Below are 20586 nucleotides of genomic sequence, written 5' to 3'. Positions count from 1 at the left end.
AAGATAAATTATGAGAAAAATTAAATTTGCGGCATTGCTCGGTGCGGCACTGATCTGTTTTGTTTCCTGTCAAAAAACTATTGTTAAATCAGAGGCAGAGGAAAAACTGTCCTTGCGGGCGGCCACCCCAGGTCCCAACGGCTATGAAGTTCCGCTAGGTGGCAATGCCTTCGTTACTGCAGCACCCTCCGGCGCAGCAGAAGTCATCAATAGCAACGGCTTAGCCAACTGGACCAATGCCAATAGCATTGTGAGTACCTATGCTAAATTGCCACAAGGAGGAACATTAAGTGTGAAAATCCGTGCCAAAGTATTGCCCAATGGCGACAGCAGCGTGGTCAAGTTGACCATCAACGGTGTGAGCAAGCAACTGAGCCTCAAGGGCGGCACGGTAAAGGATTATACCGTGGGTAACTATACAGTCAATGCTGGTGGTTATGTTAAAATGGATCTGCAGGGAGTTTCCAAAACCGGTGGTTACTTTGCCGATGTTTCCCATCTTATTTTGAGCGGATCAGCGACAACAGGTACTGCGATCTACAGTGACAATAATATCGACAATACCTACTATTGGTCAAGACGAGGGCCTTCCTGTCACTTAGGGTACACCGTACCGACCAGCCAGCAGGTCTCCTATTATTATAGTGAGATCAATGTCCCTACTGGCGAAGATAAAATTGGGTCATACTTTATGGCCAATGGATTCGGTCAAGGGTATTTTGGTATGCAGGTCAATTCGGCTACGGAGCGCCGTGTACTGTTTTCAGTATGGAGTCCCTACAGCACCGACAATCCAGCTGAAATACCGGTTGAAGACCGCATTACACTCAACCGTAAAGGAGCTAACACCACGACCGGCGAGTTTGGTGGCGAGGGTTCTGGTGGACAGAGTTATATGAAATATAGTTGGACAAGCGGCAAGAGCTACAAATTCTTGCTTAAAGGAGAACCTGATGGGAATGGTGCCACCGATTTTACTGCTTGGTTCAATGACCCTTCGGTCAACAACTGGGTACTGGTTGCGAGCTGGAAAAGACCCAAGATATCCACTTATCTGACCAACTTCCATAGCTTCCTTGAAAACTTTAATGCAGATAACGGTTACCTTGGACGCTCAGCAGATTATAAAAATCAATGGGTACGGACAGCTTCGGGCACATGGATGCCGGTAGTTCAGGCCAAATTTACAGTGGATGGAACCTATTCCAGCAACCAACGCATCGACGCCATGGGCGGCAGCAATGGAAATAGTTTCTTCCTTAAAAATGGTGGTTTTTTCAATACAGTGGTCAGCCCGGGTACTATGTTTACCGTAACCAATGGGAATGCTGCGCCTGCAATAGATCTTACGACACTGCCATAGCCTGAAAAACGACAAGAGATCATTATGTGATAAAAATCGAGAAGGGCAGTATAAACTATACCGCCCTTCTTAGATTATACATTGTATCGAAGGTCGCTCGTTGGATACCCTCACATACATACAGCTGAACGCAAAAAATAAGCATGGATAAATCCTCGCTGGTTTTGATTGTCCACTATCTCCTTTATGACCTTAGTGATGATTTGAACCCGCATTCTTTTGCAGAATTAATACTCCAATTAGATGCTTTGCTACTTTGTTTCAATTTGTAATTCCCCTGATACAAGCCCTTTACTTTCAGCTCTTACAATAACAATTTTTTCCTTATTTTTAATAGCGATGATGGCCAGTGCTTTTCCATGAAATGCCTGCCGTGAGGCCGACTGAAAACTCCTGAGATCAGTTGTATTGCCATTGTCGGTAGCCACGATCCTTGCGTCTTCTCCTTCAAGGAAAAACCTAATATCATGTGCTGAATCTGGCACGATGGTACCCTGCTCGTCCAGCACATAGGCATGTACGTAAGTTAGTTCATTGCCCACCATATTAGGTGTGGATTTTTCGGTTGACAATTCGATCCGATAAGGCTTTCCTGCCGTACGGACAATTTTGCTCAATACCTTTTGGCGACCCCGATAGGAAATCACTTCAAGTGCACCAGCTTCAAAATCAACCGCCTTAAAAACAAGGTCATAACGGCTGGTATCTCTGGACTGTTCACGGATTTTTTTTCCGTTTAGGTATAGTTCCACACGGTCTGCCTGATTATAATAAACCACCACATCAATCTTATCCCCCTGTTTCCAGTTCCAATGTGGCAACACATGCAGGACAGGCTTGTCGGTCCAGACGCTTTGGTACAGGTAATAGACATCTTTCGGGAACCCTGCTAAATCCACGATCCCGAAATACGAACTCCGTGCAGGCCAGGTATAAGGCGTTGGTTCGCCAAGGTAATCAAATCCTGTCCACACGTACATTCCAGCGATATGATCATACTGTTCCATTAAGCGTAGACTAGTCTGATGGCTCGATCCCCAGGGGGTATAGACGTTGTCGTATGCTGAGATGGCTTTATCCCCATTGCCACCGTTGAAAGGGATATCCCATCGCTCAGGCCACATTCGGATGGAATCGTAAGGTACGAGATCATATTGGCCCCGGCTTTCCAGTGCGGATGTGCTTTCAGTTACGATAAACTTCTTTCCTGGATGATCTGTCGTAAAACTGGCCCATTTCTGATGGTTATAATTGTAGCCCATAATATCCACGGCGGAACTCATTAATACAGGATTTTCTTTTGACATTTCATTGTTGGCAATGGTTGTTGGGCGGGTACCATCAAGGCTGTCGACAATTGCTGCTAAAGCCTTGGGAATCGCTGCACCATCCGCTTTGGAATGCCACTGTTCCTGTGCTTCATTGCCCAGGCACCAGATAAACAGCGAGGGATGGTTCCGGTCGCGTTTAACTTGGTCGGCAAAATCCCGGTGAAACCATTGATCCCAATACAAATGGTAATCAAAGGGATTCTTATGCCCTTTCCAGACATCAAAAGTTTCACTCATCACAATAAAGCCCAAACTGTCACAGAGATCCAAAAATGCCGGCGCCGCGGGATTATGGGAAGTGCGTATGCCGTTGACGCCCATTGTTTTCAATATCCGCAGCTGCCGTAACGCTGCAGATCGGTTAAAAGCCATTCCTAGGGCACCAAGATCACTATGCAGGCAGACACCGCGGATTTTGAGGCGCTTGCCGTTCAGGATAAATCCCTGCTGCTGGTCAAAGCTAAAATTGCGCAAGCCAAATTTGGTGTCCTGCTGATCCAGGACTTGGTCGTCCGCCAGAAGCTGCACTTGGGCAGTATACTGATGGGGTGTCTCTATTCCCCACAAAAGCGGGTTATCCAATATGATTTCCTGCTGGAAAGGATAGACACCTGGTCCGCGTTTGCCGAGTACATGTTGTTCAGTGGCGACTACTACACCTTTGGGCGATACAAGCTGTGTCCGCAGGGAAAGTGTTCTGGTCTGCTGAGGGATTTGTTCTATATCCAGTGACAGGCTGACAACAGCACGTTTTTCACTGAGCTGTCTAGCTTGAACAAATGTGCTGTTTGTGGCTATACTGACCGGATTACGGATCACCAACCGCACATCGCGATAGATCCCCGAGCCCGAATAGAACCGAGAGTTGGGCTGCTTATGGTTGTCCACTTTGACTGAAAGCAGATTTTCCTTGCCATCCCAACGTAAATAAGGCGAAAGTTCATATTCAAATCCGATATAGCCGTTTGGCCGTTTCCCAAGCGGATGCCCATTGATCCAGACTTCGCTGTTCTCATACACACCTTCGAAGTTGATAAATACCCGTTGGGCTTTATCCGACTTGCTCAGCTTAAACGATTTTTGGTACCATCCGACCCCACCGTCCAGATAAGCTGCCCCACTACCTGCGGGGCTGTGTGCTCGGAAAGGCATCTCGATGCTCCAGTCGTGCGGTAGATCAAGCAGACGCCAGTCATTACCGTCCCGTATATGACTATGTTGCCCGATGCTGTCAAGTTTAAACCACCAGCCGGTATTAAAAATAGTTTCCTGCCGGGATTGTCCGATCAGGGGTACTGTCATTAACAGCCAAATTGCCACTGTAGTCAGTAGTCGGCCATACCTGTTATATAAAAGTAGTTTCAGCAGAATATTATAGCAATTATATGGCTCCATAAGTTAAGAAGATAGCTGATAATCAAACCAATCAAAAAATACTTTCGCTTTGGTCGTCTGCCCGTTGGAGCTAGCATACAGACCGATCATTACCCCCGTAAAACCGCCCGCTACTTCGGTACTCAAATAACGGGTATCCAAGCTGGCCAACTTGCTGTAGCCACTGGATTTTGCATCTTTAAAAGCAAAGGCGTACGTCAACGGCGTTCCGCTGATACGCAATTCTACCTTGCTGCCCGCAACTTCCTTTTCAGCCGCGATATAATGCAGGGAACCTACCTTTGCACGCAGCTGCAGCATATAGGTTCCTCCCTTGCGGCTGAGAAAGAAGTCGTAATGGTGTGAATTGTTCTGATACAGTGTTATACCAGCTTCTTCCCGATCGGCGTTGGCGACAAGTTCAAGTTTTACGCCGGCCTGAAAGTCGTGTTCGGTCTGTCTACGACCGATAAAGGAGGGCGATTCCGTTTCGTTTAATGAAATCGGACTTGTATACAGGCAGAGGCTTCCGCGGCGTTCGGTCAAAGAGTACTTTGATGAGTCGGGATTGCGCAGATATTGCCATGGCAAGCCCAATTGCGCAGCAGTGAAATCATCGCGCTGTGCGGGGGCTGCCACCGACACAGCTGGAGGGGTTTTTACAGCCATATCTAATTGGACCTTTCCGTTGCCGTTGATTTGTGGCCAGCCATCTTTGGGCCAGCTTACCGGTGCCAAGAATGTCTCGCGTCCCAGTATATGGTAATAGCTATACTGTTGTGTCACACGGAATCCCAAGAATACAGTCCACCAGGAGCCATCAACGGCCTGGACCAGGTCTGCATGACCCACCCCTTGAATGGGATTTCCCTGTCCCAAACGGTTGGAATGGGATAGAATCGGGTTGAGTGGACAGGATTCGTAAGGTCCCCAGATAGAGCGACTCCGCCCAATACTAGAGCTGTGGGCATATTCTGTGCCGCCTTCGCCCAATAGTAGGTAATAGTAACCGTCTTTTTTGTAGATATGGGGTGCTTCGGGGAATCGCCCCCCTGTACCAGCCCAGACTACTTTTTCCGCTGAGGTCAATTTGCCGGTACTCAAGTCAATGGCGGTCACACGGATACCTTCGTCCCCCTGAGTCACAAAATAGCTTTTACCATCCTCATCCCAGAAGATGTCCGGATCTATGCTTTTGATATCCACCCAGATTGGATCGCTCCAGAGACCAGCCGGATTTTTTGTTGTACAATAAAAGTTACCCTTATCTGATACATTGGTACAGATCACATAGAATAGACCATCGTGATAGCGTATTGATGGTGCGAATAGCCCGCCGGACGAACTCACCCCTTTGAGATTCAGCTGCGACGCCCGGTTCAGGCAGTGCCCCACCTGCTTCCAGTTGACTAGGTCCTTACTATGATAGATCGGAAGCCCTGGGAAATACTCGAAGGAGGAGGTCACGAGGTAATAGTCATCGCCCACGCGACAGATACTCGGATCTGGGTTAAATCCACGGATAACCGGATTTTTAAATCCTGTCTGCGCATAGCTCGGTACCGTCAAGAATAGCAGCAGGCAGCAATAATTAGCCAAGGCCATGCATATCCTATGCAAAAAAGTTAATTTATTCCTATTCATGTGCTGCCTCCTATCTTGCTTGGGAATCCGATACCGCTTGGCCTAAAATTTCTTTATACTCCTTACTAATAAAATTGAAGGTCAGCATGGCCGCTCCGTCATTCGAAAGTACAGGATCCCTTAATACAGCCAGTTGCATCGTGTTCTGCGTCAGTGACATAATACGTACGTCACCCCAATCGACCACGATCCCATCCTGCGGCTTGCCATGCAACGGCGACGCCCCGGTCAAGCGCATGGTTTTCTTCTCCGTGTCGATATTAACCCCCCCCTTCTGCACTTTATCCAGCATGGCATGATTTACATTTACATTTACATTTGCGCCACCTTTGAGGTCGAAGGTCATGCTGCCATAATCGCCCGCCGGCATCAACCAGCTATTGCCTTTCCAATCTGGCTCCCAGCTCCAGCTGTCGTTGTTCAATGGTTCGCCGGTCTTGTTTATCGTTCCCCACCAGTCGCCAGTGCCATAAAAATACATGGGTCCTTTAAAATAACGGGAGACTCCCTTTGCGTCCAAATCCAGGTACCAGGTTTTTTCTTTTCCCGCGCCGCCGCTCAATAAAGTCCAGGTCTCGTCACTGATAAATTCGGCGTACATCTCGTCAATCTTGAACGTTACAGGCTCGCCATAGACCATGCCACCACGGGTTTCAATACCAAACCTGATGCTATATTCCCCCGGAAAAGGCATCTTCAACGTGACCTTTTTATTCTGGCTGCGACCCTGCGGGTGTTCCCATAAAGGCGTGTATTTGGGATCCATTAAACTTGTTAAATAAACAATATTCGGATTATTGGCGTCGTGCTCCACGGTATAGGATTTTCCTTCGGCCAGCTGTGCTGGACTGATGTCGACCTCCCCCAATGCATATTTTTCCGGAGAACAAGCCCCAACCGTGGTCATCAGCGCAAAGAGGCCAATGGCATAGCTTATTATCTTTTTCATTTGTATAGATTTATATCGTTAAACCAAGCGATCATTGATCGGTACTTTTTATTAATTCCATCCGGCGTTCTGTTTCAGTACACCATTTGAAAGGGTGATTTGCTTATTCGGGATCTGCATAAATCCCCGTGTGGTCAAAAATTTATTTTTTGTCACAATGACCTTATCGGGCGCCGATCCGCTAAGTACGTCTTCGGATGTTTCCAGTATAGCGGCAGCATTATTAAGCCCCAGGCGCAGCACATCCCAGTAGCGGATACCTTCAAAGGCAAATTCAAAATTCCGCTCTTTCAGGATATTACTTTTTGAGACGGGCAATGCTACGAAATTCGTTTTATAGGCCCGTTTGCGCACCTGGTCAAAATACTGCTGCGCATTAGATGAGCCCAGTTCAGCTGCCATTAGCAAAACGTCCGCATAACGGATTACAAAGTAATCCTGATCCTGTGACAACTGCATATCCTTATCGCCACCCGTATTTGTGGTGCCATCCGGCAATGCTGTTGGTGCATATTTTTTGATGGCGTATCCTGTGTATTCACGCTGGTCTTTCAGATCAAAATCAGGGATTTTCTCGCCGCTGATGTCTATGATTGAAGCTGTCTTTCTGGTGTCATTGTTATCAAAGGTATGGAAGAAACTTTTGCTCACGGTACATGCTCCCCATCCCTGGCCATAAGGCGACCAATTCTTACCTCTCAAGCCCAGGAAAACGACCCAGCGGTTGCCATCGATATGACCTTCGTAATCTGATGTATTGTTAAATTTCTGTGCAAATACCACTTCCGAATTTCCTTTGCCCGCATATTTGGAAATATCCAATGTATTGTCCGCGGCGTTAGGAATATAACTCGCTGCTGGCCATAGATTTTTAAAATCAGCGACCAGAGCAAATTGGCCGCTTTTGATTATCTCTTCCAATCCCGCTAGCGCTTCGGCTTTGGAGATGCCAATATCTTCAGCGGCATAATAGCCTGAATAAAATAGATAAACCCTTGCCAGTAGTGCTTTTGCAGCAAAAGGCGTTGCCCGGCCGTCGTTGGTTGCAGCGGCCGATTTTGGATAAGCATTCGCTGGGATGCTACTTGCGGCAAATTTAAGGTCCGAAACAATCAGCTTATAGATTTCCTTGGGATCCGACTGCGGGATATTATCGCTTGTCGGACTGGTAAGTAATGGTATATTTTCGAAGAGGCGAACGAGATCGAAGTACAGGAGCGCCCGCAGGAACCGTGTTTCACCTTCGATCCGTGCGCGTACCGTTGTATTGCCCGAGAAATCTGTGCCATCCAATTTTCCCAGCAGCGTATTACATCTAAAAATACCTGAATAGTAATCCGACCAGGTGCCATCGAAAATATTGTTGTCCGATTGGGACTGTCCAATATCAAAACGGTCTATTGCCTGAAAAGCGCGACCATCTGTTGTCCCGGTACCTCCAAAACAGTTGTCCGAGGCAACTTCGGAGGTGATATAAAAAGCTTGGCTACCGTTAGAGGTGGTCCGTTGGTAGCCGTCATAACAACCGATCAAAGCCATTTCGGCATCTGCTATTGTTTTATAAAAATTGCTCTCTAGAACACTTGTCATAGGTTCAACATCCAGGAAACTGGACGAACAGGAACCCAATAAAAGGGATCCCAACAACATGGGATATGAGATATAGTTTATTTTTTTCATGATTTCTCAATTTTAGAATTTAACATTTAAACCAAATAATACAGTCCGTGGTCTAGGGTAATAGCCCAGGTCAATGCCCGATACCCAACCGTCCGTACCATAACCGATTTCCGGATCCATGCCGTCGTATTTGGTAAAAGTGAAGAGATTCTGGCCCTGCAGATAGAAACGGATCTGATTGGCGTATTTCCACCCGATCAGTTTTGAAAGGTCATACCCCAGGGTTACATTGCTGATCCGCAGGAAATCGCCATCCTGAATGTATAAGTCCGAAAACTGCCAGTTGACATTTGTTTCAGTCACGCGCGGGATGGAATTGGAAGTACCTTCGCCCGTCCAACGGTCTAGGATCCGGGAGGTATAGTTCGCCTGTTTATTGGTATGATTTCGGTAAGACTGCACGATCTTATTGCCCAAAGAACCGTAAGCATTGACCGAGAAATCAAATCCTTTGTAATCTAGTCCAATGTTAAATCCATAGGTAAAATTAGGCATACCTACCCCTAGATTGGTCTTGTCCGCGGCATTGATGATCCCGTCACTATTCTGATCCACATATTTTACGTCACCGGGTTTGACGTCCGCTTGGAGAATGCCCTTTCCGGCATTTTTCCAGGCATCAATTTCGGTCTGGTTCTGGAAAAGACCATCGCTCTTATAGCCCCAGAAATAACCAATAGGCAGGCCATTTGCCGCGCGGTAAAATTCCTCTGAATTGTCGTATAACATCGCTGTTTGACCATGGATAATACCGTCTTCGGTTGGGATCTGACCAACTTTATTTTTGTTATATGCCCCATTGACACCAAAACGGTACTTGAATTCGTTCACCTTATCCGACCAATTGAGTCCGAGTTCGACTCCGGTATTTTTCACATCGCCACCATTGATAAAGGGTGGCAGCGTTCCTGTAGTCGCTAGCACCGGCGCCGTCACCAGCCAGTCTTTGGTCTTTTTGACATAAAAGTCGGCCGCTAAGTCCAGCCGGTTTTGTACAAGCTTGGCATCAAATCCGATATTTGTCTGTTCGGAGGTTTCCCAGGTTAAGTTGGGATTGGACAGGCGACTCGGATAGGCGCCAGAGATATTGTTGTTGCTGGTGCCGAACACATAATGGGCTCCGGGATTGGACGAGGTGATTCCCGTTGAGGTGCTGATTGGTGCGGCGTACTGGAAATCAGCAATGTCCTGATTGCCCACCTGGCCCCAGGATGCCCGGAGTTTAAAAAAGTTTATTCCCTCCAGGTTCTCCTGAAAGAAATCTTCCGAAGAGACCACCCAGCCCGCTGATACTGATGGGAAATACCCCCAGCGGTTGGCGCGTGAAAATTTGGATGAAGCATCGGCACGCAAGGTAGCATTCAGCAGGTACTTTTCTTTGTAGTTGTAGCCCAAGCGGCCGAAATACGAAACCCGACGTGTGACGTTTTCCGGTTTTCCCGATACGGTGCGGGTCTCCACCACATTTCCTTTCTCATCCAGATGCGCCTGTCCGGTCGTGTTGTCCAGATAGGCATGTGCAAAATCGTTGAACTGCGAAAGCAGGTTCCAGTTTGAGCCCGAAAGGTACGTTCCCTGATATCGTAGCGACTCCATTCCGATCATGGCCGAAAAGCGGTGATCCGTTTGGATATCAAAATCATAGGAAGCGGTATTTGTCCAGGTCAATGTATGCCCCTTGCTCATATTCTGGGAAGTGGTGGTATGGTCCTGATTGTAGGTGTAAATGGAAAAACGGTACAAGGGCGTAAAGCTCCGGTATTCCGATGCATAATAGTTAAAGCCCAATAAGGAGCGTATTTTCAGTCCCTTGATCGGTTCGATCTCTGCAAAGACATCCGCGAGTAACTTCTGCCCATCGTTGCTGTTATTCGAATTGGTCATCATCACACCATACGGATTGCTATCTCCATTGTACCACGGTGAGTTGGAGGTATCATTGAAGGGGCTGCCATACAGTCCGTTGTCCGAATAGACCGGTGACAGCGGCGAAGTGGTGAAAGCACCCCGTAAAGTATTATTGTATTGGTTGCCCACACCGATGCCCCGGTTTTTAATGTAATTGAAATTGAGGTGCTGCCCGATTTTGACAAAATTGTCAAACAGTTTATGTTCCGAATTTGTCCGGAAACCATAACGCTGATAATTGGATACGTCTTTACCACCGACGATCCCCTCCTGACTGATGTAGTTCATCGACAGCGCATAAGTGGATTTTTCGGTACCACCGGTCAGAGCTACATTATAATTGTCCATTTTCGCATTGTCCTTGAACATATAATCCAGCCAGCTGGTGTTGGCCAGTCCTTGCATGCCATCAAAATTGATTGTCGAAGCACCCGAATTGAGGGATTGCTCATTCATAATTGTTTTATACTGATGGGCATCCAGTAATTTCGCCTTACGTGAAACATTCTGGATACCGGTATAGCCGTCAAAGGACAGCTGGCTTTTACCGGCGGCCCCCATCTTGGTGGTTACCAACACGACCCCATTGGCAGCCTGCGAACCGTATATCGCTGCCGAGGCGGCGTCTTTGAGCACATCGATAGATTGGATATCTGCTGCGTTCAATACCGAAATATCGCCGCCCGGCACACCATCAATGACGTATAGCGGTCCTGAATTACCAATCGTTCCCAATCCACGGACGACCACTTTCATATCCGCTCCGGGCTGACCGGAAGTGGATGTAATTGAAACACCCGGTGCTTGCCCCTGAAGTGACTGTAAGGGGTTCAGCTGATTTCTTTTTTGCAATTCCTCGCCTTCGACTTTCAAGTTTGCACCAGTATTGAGCTTTTTCTTTTGCACACCGTAACCGATGACCACTACTTCTTCCAGATCCGAAGTGATGGGTTGCAGGCGGATGACGCTGTTCGCTCCAGTAACTGTAATCTCCTGCGTTTTATAGCCCACGTAAGATATCGTTAGCACGCTTCCTTTTGCGGCCTGCAATGAGAACTTACCCGACTCATCCGTGCTTGTTGAGATCTGCTGATTCTTTATTTTAATACTTGCTCCCCCGATCGGCAAGCCTGAATCAGCGGAAACAACCGATCCTGTAAAGGACTGTGCCCAGACCAGCGAGGTCATGCCGGTCATGACCACCACGGCCACGCCCCTGCTCAACAATTGTTTGCTTATCATATGATTTGATTTATAAATTGGTTTTTACATTATTTTAATTTCACCTGTAAGGCTTTTCCGTTATAAGCGACTGCTGTTGACTTTCTTGTGCTGCTGTCGATACCCACAGTATTTTTGTCATTGACAAAAATGATATTGAATTTTCTGTCGCGCAACATACCCTCAAAATCACCTGTGCGATCAGCCAATGATAAGGTGCTTGTGCTGTGATCATAGCGGATATCAATGCGACTGTATTTTCCCTTTTCGTAATTATAATTATTGCCTTCATCTTCGTAGAGTGAAAACTGACCATCGGCTCCGGCATAGACATATAGATCCAGGACAGTTTGCTTTTTCTCCGTTGTGTATTGCAGCTGCTGACCTATCGGAACGATGGCACCAGCTTTTGCATACACGGGAATACGATCATAGGGTGCATTGACCAGCAGGTCCAGGCCACCGCTTACTTTTTTGCCATCGTATAGATCGTACCAGTCGGCACCCTTTGGAAAATGTACTTTCCGGCTTGTTGCACCTTTCTCGGTAACCGGGTTGATTAATAATGCAGGTCCCCAGAGATACTGGTCATTAGGATCAAATCCTGCTTTATCCATCGGAAAATCCATGGCCAACCCTCGGATCATGGAATAATCCTCGAAAAAGGTCTTTGCCGCCAGACTGTAGTTATAGGACAGCAATTTATAGCGCAAATTGATTGAATAGAGCATACTCTTATAAGCCGGGTGTTCCTCGGGTGCAATGTGATAAGGCTCACGGTAAGGGAATTGGCCATGCGCGCGGAATAGTGGTAAGAATGTACCATACTGGTACCAGCGACTATTGAGCTCGCGCCATTCTTCCAGATCCGACGTATTAGGTTTATGGAACCTGTTTTCGACCAGGAATCCGCCAGCATCCATTGTCCAATACGGTGTACCCGACATGGAGAAATTTATTCCGCCAGCAATCTGGTCTTTCATATCATGCCATCGGGATGCGATGTCCCCGCTCCAGGCCGCCGCCGCATAGCGCTGCTGACCGGCAAAAAATGAACGCGTCAGGATAAAAACTCGTTTATTTGGATCTGTTGCCCGCTGGCCTTCGTAAATACCTTTTGCATTTTGCAGCGGGAAGGCATTATAGTAGCGCACTGAAGAGCCGATGCTGGGTTGGAAAACTGCTTTACGTTCATCTAGATCAATATTCGAATGAATATCCGGTTCACTGGCGTCCATCCACCAGGCATCGATGCCTATTTTAAACAAGTTGTTGTCCAATAGCTTCCAGAAGGCATCCCTTGCGCCCTGGTTAAAGGGATCATAAAATGTTGAGGTATAGCCCTTGCCGATCCAATCTTTGCGACCATCGTAAATATTCCGTGGGTAAATCCACTTGTTGGTTTTAAACTCGGCGTATACATTGGATTCTTCATTGATCTTTGGCCAGGCGGAGATCATGATCTTCAAATTTTGATCATGCAATTTCTTCACCATCGCCTTCGGATCAGGAAAGCGATTAGGATCAAATTGTTGGCTTCCCCAGTCATTTTCTGACCAATAAGACCAGTCCTGCACAATGTTGTCAATCGGAATCTTCCGCTTGCGAAATTCCGCGGCTGTCTGCTCGATTTCCGCTTGCGTTTTATAACGCTCGCGGCTCTGCCAAAAACCAAAACTCCAGATCGGCATAATCGGCGCTTTGCCAGACAAATGCCGATAACCACCGATCACATCGTCCATGGATGTGCCATGGACAAAATAATAGTCAATTGCATCCCCGGCTTCGGAATTGAAGGAAAAGAGGTTCTGCCGCACTGCAGGAATTGGGCTCTGCCAATTTAAGGTAAAGTATGACTCACTCCCATCCGGGATCCACTCCATCCGTATCTGGTGCGCCTGGTCTTTTTCCAGGATCTTTTCAAGCTCAAAAGTACCGGCATTCCAGGACTGCCGCCAGCGGTCAGCGACAAGATCGCCATCGATCCACACCTTCATATAGCCCGAGTATTTGAAGTGCAGCACGTGCTTGCCCGTATAGGGTGAAGCCAAGGTACCCTCATAAACGACCTTACTATCCGCAAGCTTCACATCTTTGGGAAACTTGTGCTGATCCGTTAAATAACCATAATCAATGATCGACTCCGGTCGTGAAAGGTATACCTTATCGTTATTTCGATTCATGTAGGTCGCCGTCAGCCAGCCCTCTTGCCCCTCCTTAGATGAAAGTTTCAATGCATTCAGCGGCAATAAAGGACGTACATCACCCGCTTTGGTGATGGAATAGTTATGCCAGAGCAAGCCATAGTTGTTGGTTGAAAGCAAAAATGGAATTCCGATTTCAGTATTATACTGCAGGAGGGTGACCTGTTTTCCACGGTTGTAGTTCATGACAGCGTTCTGATGCTGCCCAAGACCATATATACCCTCTTCAGGACTGACAATAAAGTCCTGGTTGAGGCGATAAAAAGCATCCCCATTGTGGCTAATGGCAGTAAAGGAACTGGAATTTCGCTTTGCCTCTTTCAGAATGGGACGGCCCTTTAAGTCATAAAACTCCACCTTACCAGTCTGCAATGAAACCATAGCCCGCAGATCGGCTGTCAGTATCGTGGCAGTAGAATCGTTTGATCCTATGGTCAGTGATTTCAGCTGCCGATGCAATGAGTCTACGATGACCAAGCTCTGCAGTTTCGGTAAGACAGCTCCGCTAGGAACTACCGTTACCCGTACGATCTTATCCGTGATGGCGTCCAGATAGATGTCCTGGTCTATTGATGTTTCGGAGTTTTTGAAACTGACCCTTATGCCAGTGGCCATTTTTTCAAGCTGAGCTTTGTGAGTTTGTGCGAATCCCTGATGCACGATTGCAAAGAGCATCAAACCGTTTAAAGCATACGTTATGTTGCGCATTAAAATAAGATTTATTGGTTACTGTATTCCCTTGGTTATTGATGTCCTTCCCAAACGAAAGAACAAATCAAAGATATGATGCAACCGGTTGTCTTAAGGCTATGATTTGTTAACTTTTAGGGGGTAATTTGTTAACATACAGCAGGCAGTGATTAGATGGGTTGATAGTTAATTAAATGACTTAAAGCTTTTTACGGTAAAAAGAAGGTAGGTTGCCAAAGGCGGATTTAAAATATTTGCTGAATTGCTTTGGATTGCCAAATCCCACTTCATAAGTAATTTCTGCCATGGATAATTTGGAATTCTGGACGAGATGCATGGCCCGTTTCAGCCTGATATGCCGGATATATTCCATGGGCGAATAGCCGGTAATGGCGAGTACTTTTTTATAGAGTCCAACTCGGGTGATGTGCAGGCGTTTTGCCAGTAGTTCCACTGAGAGCGTGGAGTCGCTGAGGTCCTGCTCGATTTCCCTGACCAGTGCCCGTATAAACTGCTCATCCGCGGATTCGATCTCCGGCTGTGACAGATTCACCTGAATCTGTTTTTTATATCGTTTTACCAGGTTTTGTTGTTGGCTGAGGATCTGCGCGATTTTGGAACGCAGTAAACCGATATGGAAAGGTTTGTTGATGTAATCACTTGCACCTGCCTGTAGTGCTTCGACGGCGAGCTGCTGGTTGACCACCGCTGTTACAATAAGGACCGGAATATACGTCAGCTTTGCCTGTTTTTTGATATGAAGGCAGAGATCCAGCCCACTTTCAACGGGTAAGTTCAAGTCGGTCACCACCAGATCGACCTTTTGCTTCAACAGGCATGCTTTCGCTTCGGCTACAGTAGCCGAGGTAAATATGATATAGTCCGTCTGCAGCGTGCGCTCTAAGTAAAGCAAGAAATCAACATCATCCTCGACCACCAGAATACAGGGTTTATCTGAGTGGCCGTTTTTCTGCGGCTCAATAATCATCTCACTATGTTGTATAGGTAAATTCACTGTGAATGTTGTCCATTCTGGATTACTTGTTAGCTCGATGTTACCACCAAGAAATTCGATATAATCTTTCACGATAGACAGGCCAATGCCTGTTCCCTGGTTTAATTTCCCATTGGGCACTTCTAGCTGAAAATAGCGTTCAAAAACACGGGACTGCAGTGATTCGGGAATTGGTGCACCTGAATTCTGAATTTCAATATGAAGTACTTGTCCTTTTTCACCAGCTGTCAGCTCTACTCTACAGACGACCTCACCAGCCGTTGGGCTAAATTTGATCGCGTTGGAGACCAGATTATGGAGAATGCTTTCCAGCTTATGCTTGTCAAACCATCCGGCTTGTCCCTCTGGTGCAATATGTACCTGAAAACGGATCTGATTAAGTTGCGCCAGTCCAACGAATGAACTGAGTTGTTGGCGTATAAATTCCATTAGATCACCGTACTCCTCATTCCGCTCCAGTTCACTTTTTTCTAGCTTTCGGAAGTCCAGCAGCTGATTCACCAATTTAAGCAGACGATCTGCATTTTTCTTTATGAGGGTAAGATCAGTCTTTTTGCTGGCGTCCTGTTCTTCGTCCAGCAATTGCTGAGCCGGTGTCAGAATCAAACTGATTGGTGTACGGAATTCATGGCTGATATTGGTAAAGAAACGCGTTTTCATGGCATCCAGTTCTTTAGCCTGCAAGGCCTGCTCTTTCGCCAAATAAAGTTGGTTACGTGTCTTAACCCGTAGCTTTGTCCAATAATAAAATGCCCAAAGCAGGGTTAATACTACTGTAGCATAAAGCACAAAAGCCCAGTTTGAGCGCCAAAAAGGCGGCTGGATATCAATCGTCAGCAGCAGCACCCGTTCGGACCAATTATTGGAACCGATGGCCTGCCTGATGTATAAACGATACTTTCGGGAGTCCAGATTGGTAAAACTGGCCCGCATTGTCCCCGGTTCAAAGTCAAACCATTCATCACTTAGTCCCAGCAGTTGATATTGATAGAAACCCATATGTTGCTGCAGGTAATCGAAAGTTGATAGTTCGACGGAAAGAGCGTTAAGGTTATAGGACAAATTCAGTTCTTTTAGGTTTTGAAGAGATTGATCGTAAATCACACGACCAGAGAATTCCTCGCCTACGGCAATTTGTTTGTTGAAAAGATATAGATTGGAGAGCACTGGTAATACCAGTGTATGCTCCGCCCTAATTTTTGCAGGATCAATAAAATTAAAACCCTTTGGTCCGCCAAAAACTAATCGACCATCCCGTAATGTTAAGGCCGCATTCTCATTGAAAACATTGCCCTGCAGGCCTAATTCTTGTGTAAAATTGCGGATAATAAATTTCTCTGGCGACCCCGTTTCCACAATCTTGGATAAACCTTTATTGCTGGAAGCCCAAATATTACCTTGGTAATCGGTCAATAAAGCCAGGATTGCATCATCGCCGAGTCCATCTTGCTCGGTCAGATAGCTTATTTTGTCGCCTGCGATTATGTGCAGTCCCTCTTGTGTAGCCACCCAGATGCGTCCTTTTTTATCCTCCTTCACATCATAGATCAGATCGTTCAGGAGCTTGATTGGCGAACTGCTGCTCGTGATATTTTTAACCTTCCCATCAGGGTTCAATACCACTAACCCAGTCGCGGTACCGATCCACAGTCTTTTTTTCGAATCCTCAAAGATTACGGAGATATAACTATTTTTAATAGTTTCACCTCCGGTATTGTAGGTCTTGGAAAAGTGTTCTGTTTTCTTATCAAATTGATATAGTCCGGTGCTGAGTGTACCTACCCAGAAACGATTAAAGCTATCTGTGTAGATTTCCCATACACTATCATCGTTTAGTTTTCCTGGACCAGCATCCCGATGGAAAACCTTAAAATTTTTACCATCAAAACGGCACATTCCTCCCCTATAAGTCCCGATCCATAATAAGCCCTCCGCATCCAAAAGTAGTGAAACAATCACATTGCTGCTTAAACTATTTGGATCGCCAGGATCATGGAGATACTGTGTAAAGGTCTTTTTTGTACTGTCGTAATACAACAGTCCGCCACCATTGGTGCCGATCCAGAGGTTGCCCTTTTTGTCTTCGACAAACTTATTGACATCATCATATGGAAGCGATTTGGGCAAGCCGGAATGGTTTTTTACTAAGGGAAACAACAACAGGTTGGGATGATAATAACTGATGCCACCCTTATAGGTACCAGCCCAGATAATCCCCGAGTGATCTTTGTACAGACAAGTGATACTGTTGTAAGGAAGACTGCGCAAGTCATAGCCATCATGATCGATAATCTCTATACGCTGATTTTTCTTATTGTACACATTAATGCCACCATGATCGGTCCCTAGCCAGATAAGACCAGCGTCATCCTGAGTGACATTCCCGACAAAGGGATTAGACAACTCCCTTTCCAGGTGTCTAGTCGACCAGCTTTTCACTTCAAGATTATAGACACCAATTGGAATATCCTTTGAGTAAATCCAAAGGTCTCCCTCGTTATCGGCGAATAAATTAAAATTTACACTTTTAATACCAATAGGCAGCTGGATTGTTTGCCTGCTTTTCAATGACTTTGTATCGACAAGGCCCAACAAGCCATTTTCATAGATTAACCAGATCGCCTGCCCCCGCCCTTCAATTACATCAGTAATTCTACTATCCTTGCTCAATTGGGGAACAGTTCGATAAGATTTCTTTTGGCTATCATAGAGTAGCAGCGTACGGTCACTGTACAAGAGCACAAAGTTGTGTTCATCTAATGCACGGATCGTATAGACATCTTTTACAGGCAAGCGCAGATTTGTCAATACGGAATCAAGCTCTTGGATGATCTTGCCAGACCGCTGATTGTAGATATTCATTTGGCTACTGGTCCTGATCCAGATATTGCCTTCAGGACCATCGAAGATTCCTGAAATAACATTGGCACTCAACCCGCTACCTTTACCGGCCGAATACCGAAAATTGGTAAACTGCTGGCCGTCAAAACGACTTAAGCCAGATTCGGTACCAAACCAAAGGTAATTATACTTATCTCGTAGCGCACAATTCACGTGGTTATGAATAAGCCCCTGATCGGATGTTAAGGTCTTGAATGCATAGGTATTATCCTGGCTAAATGCTTCTGGTTGGCCCAGTAGAATAAACAGGAATATGGATAGTGTAAAGTGTAAAAATGAGTTAAGCTGCTGCATTGGTTATGATATGCTCAATGATACAAAAATTGAGCAAATACAACAAATACCAAACCTCTTTTTATCAAAAATAATATACGGACATGTATGGTCTATATTTTCTAAACTAAAACTTCATGTGGACACCCAATCCCAACCGAAGGCTCGAAGAATGAACAGCATTCAGCTGACTTATCGTGCTGGTACCATCAGACTTAAACAGTTGGTCTGTACCTGTTCTGGTACTCAGGCCTGTATAACCGATCTGTACAAATGGGAAAATTGATTTGGTAACTTGACGCTCCAACCGGAAGTTCACTTCCCAGCCCATACCTTTTGCTTTATGGGAAAAGCTAATGGGATGGTTAAAATCCTCCTGCAGGTTCCAATTGGCATTTGCGGAATAACGGGGGAAATAAATGCCGCTGACATCGAGCAGCAGACTCCAGTGATCAGTATGATAATCAGTCTTTAATCCCAAAATGAGACCATGCCATCGGGGTTTATAAGTACTTTTCAGTTCCTTACTCTCCACAAGTGGTTGTGCGCCATCCAGCATATATAACGTTTGATAGCGACCAAAATAACCGGTATGTGCTGCAAATGCCAACTTTTCGGTTGTCCGGATCGTGTAAAAAATTTCAACCCGGATATTGCTTGAATGACCCCGATTGGCCTTGAAATCATAGTCTGCAGTTTTTACAGCTCTATTATCGCTTGCATAATCAGCATCATTGACGGTACCTTGGCTGATCCAAAAATGGCGAAAGGCAACTTCGGCCTGTAAAGCCGAGGATAACGCTATAGTTGAGGAAATTCCTATTTCAGGCCCCCTGAGTTTCCGCCATTTGAGTTCGGATAATATATTTGGATTTTGTCCATTTTCATCACCCGCAATATTCCAGTCCAATTTTTCCTGATTCCAACCTATAACAGGTATTATCGTGAATTTAGACTTTTTTTCCTGCGCAGGAGCAGCAAGAGCAAACAAGCTCGAACAGAAGAGAGCAAGATATTTTTTCATACACCAGAAAGATCATACACCCCGATATACCGGAGTGTATGAAAAGATCAGCTTAATAATTAATTTTTAGGATAGACCTGCCCAATAAAGGACTTGTCCGTTGCGGACAGTACCGTATTGTTGCCAACACTAAAACCATTGGTCGTTAATGCGCTGCTGACAGAATAATGCATGATTGAACTCGGATCATAGCTGCTATATTGCGTCTGAGTCGTGTCATATTTTGCAAACAGATTATTATCGACATCACTTTTACTCCAATAATTTGGATATCCGGCATAATAGGTATATACCTTGTCTTTATCCCATGGAATGGCCGCCAAAGGATGCTGATGTTCGTGGATCATACCCAGGGCATGGCCAAATTCGTGGATGACTGTCCGGCTAAATTCGGAATCTGGTGTGTTATCATCAAACCAGCCAAAATTCATAGTTTCCTGATTAGAAGCAATGCGCAATGCGTCGGTACCGATATACGAGTAAGATCCAGCACCATCGGTGAAGGTAACTCTTAACTGTGCTTTACCACTGGTAACAAAGCGAAAGGTAATATTGGCGTATTGGGACCATTCGTTGGCGTATTGCATTACTTTTTGGCGTACTTTGGTCGATCCACCATACAAGCGTACGGTGATGACACTGCCATTAGTCCATTTTTTTGCACTGATCACCGCGCCTCTAGGATCTGTACCCCCAGGCAAATAGACGTCTTTACAGACATGTGCATCTTTAAAGCCGGCTGGTATGTCGGCTTTTGAAACAACTTTCAGTTCTTCAGAATCTTGTGGGGCTTCTGTACTGTCTGCATTTTTGTTGCAAGCTACGAGCGTAGCCGAAGCGGAAATGATCAATCCAAATAGGATTTTTTTTCTTAATTCCATACGTTCTAATTTTTTAATCAATCATAATTTAAGTCAGCTTACAACGTGGCCACATGAAAAACTAACAACCATAAATGTAACACTCCTGTTACACTAAGCCAAAGCTAAAAAATTATATTTATTGAAAC

10 protein-coding genes are annotated in these 20586 nt (G+C 45.8%); 1 reads left to right on the top strand and 9 read right to left on the bottom strand.

Annotated elements, in window-relative coordinates; genetic code table 11:
* Positions 1 to 10 precede the first annotated feature (10 nt).
* A complete protein-coding gene (locus tag AC07UV_RS25225; RefSeq protein ID WP_495185777.1) occupies positions 11 to 1363 on the top strand; it encodes a DUF3472 domain-containing protein in 1353 nt (450 codons plus the stop codon).
* A gap of 251 nt (positions 1364 to 1614) precedes the next feature.
* Here AC07UV_RS25225 and AC07UV_RS25220 read toward each other — a convergent pair whose 3' ends face one another.
* The 9 genes from AC07UV_RS25220 to AC07UV_RS25180 form a co-directional block, all read right to left on the bottom strand.
* A complete protein-coding gene (locus tag AC07UV_RS25220) occupies positions 1615 to 4089 on the bottom strand; it encodes a glycoside hydrolase family 2 TIM barrel-domain containing protein (RefSeq protein WP_495185776.1) in 2475 nt (824 codons plus the stop codon).
* 3 nt (positions 4090 to 4092) lie between these two features.
* Complete coding sequence (locus AC07UV_RS25215; protein WP_495185775.1) at positions 4093 to 5673, bottom strand: glycoside hydrolase family 43 protein; 1581 nt, start codon at positions 5671 to 5673, stop codon at positions 4093 to 4095.
* Positions 5674 to 5722: 49 nt separating this feature from the next.
* Positions 5723 to 6661 (bottom strand): hypothetical protein, encoded by a 939-nt coding sequence (locus tag AC07UV_RS25210; RefSeq protein ID WP_495185774.1) that lies wholly within the window; start codon positions 6659 to 6661, stop codon positions 5723 to 5725.
* A 51-nt stretch (positions 6662 to 6712) separates the two neighbouring features.
* A complete protein-coding gene (locus AC07UV_RS25205) occupies positions 6713 to 8341 on the bottom strand; it encodes a RagB/SusD family nutrient uptake outer membrane protein (protein ID WP_282254366.1) in 1629 nt (542 codons plus the stop codon).
* Between the two features lie 12 nt (positions 8342 to 8353).
* The gene (locus AC07UV_RS25200) at positions 8354 to 11491 is read right to left on the bottom strand and encodes a SusC/RagA family TonB-linked outer membrane protein (RefSeq protein ID WP_495185773.1); all 3138 of its coding nucleotides are present in this window, start codon (positions 11489 to 11491) and stop codon (positions 8354 to 8356) included.
* 29 nt (positions 11492 to 11520) lie between these two features.
* Positions 11521 to 14382, bottom strand: a complete 2862-nt coding sequence (locus tag AC07UV_RS25195; RefSeq protein WP_495185772.1) for a glycoside hydrolase family 31 protein — start codon at positions 14380 to 14382, stop codon at positions 11521 to 11523.
* Positions 14383 to 14563: 181 nt separating this feature from the next.
* Positions 14564 to 18574: a two-component regulator propeller domain-containing protein gene (locus AC07UV_RS25190; protein WP_495185771.1), complete on the bottom strand. Its 4011-nt coding sequence runs from the start codon at positions 18572 to 18574 to the stop codon at positions 14564 to 14566.
* Positions 18575 to 18680: 106 nt separating this feature from the next.
* Complete coding sequence (locus tag AC07UV_RS25185) at positions 18681 to 19577, bottom strand: hypothetical protein (protein ID WP_495185770.1); 897 nt, start codon at positions 19575 to 19577, stop codon at positions 18681 to 18683.
* A 59-nt stretch (positions 19578 to 19636) separates the two neighbouring features.
* Positions 19637 to 20458 carry a M12 family metallopeptidase gene (locus AC07UV_RS25180; RefSeq protein WP_282254371.1) on the bottom strand — a complete coding sequence of 274 codons (822 nt, stop codon included), beginning with the start codon at positions 20456 to 20458 and terminating at the stop codon, positions 19637 to 19639.
* Between the last annotated feature and the right edge of the window lie 128 nt (positions 20459 to 20586).

The sequence above is a fragment of the Sphingobacterium sp. GW821-FHT03E03 genome (assembly GCF_059420745.1).
Note: the sequence above shows the minus strand (reverse complement) of the source record. Positions and strands in the feature narration are given on the sequence as shown.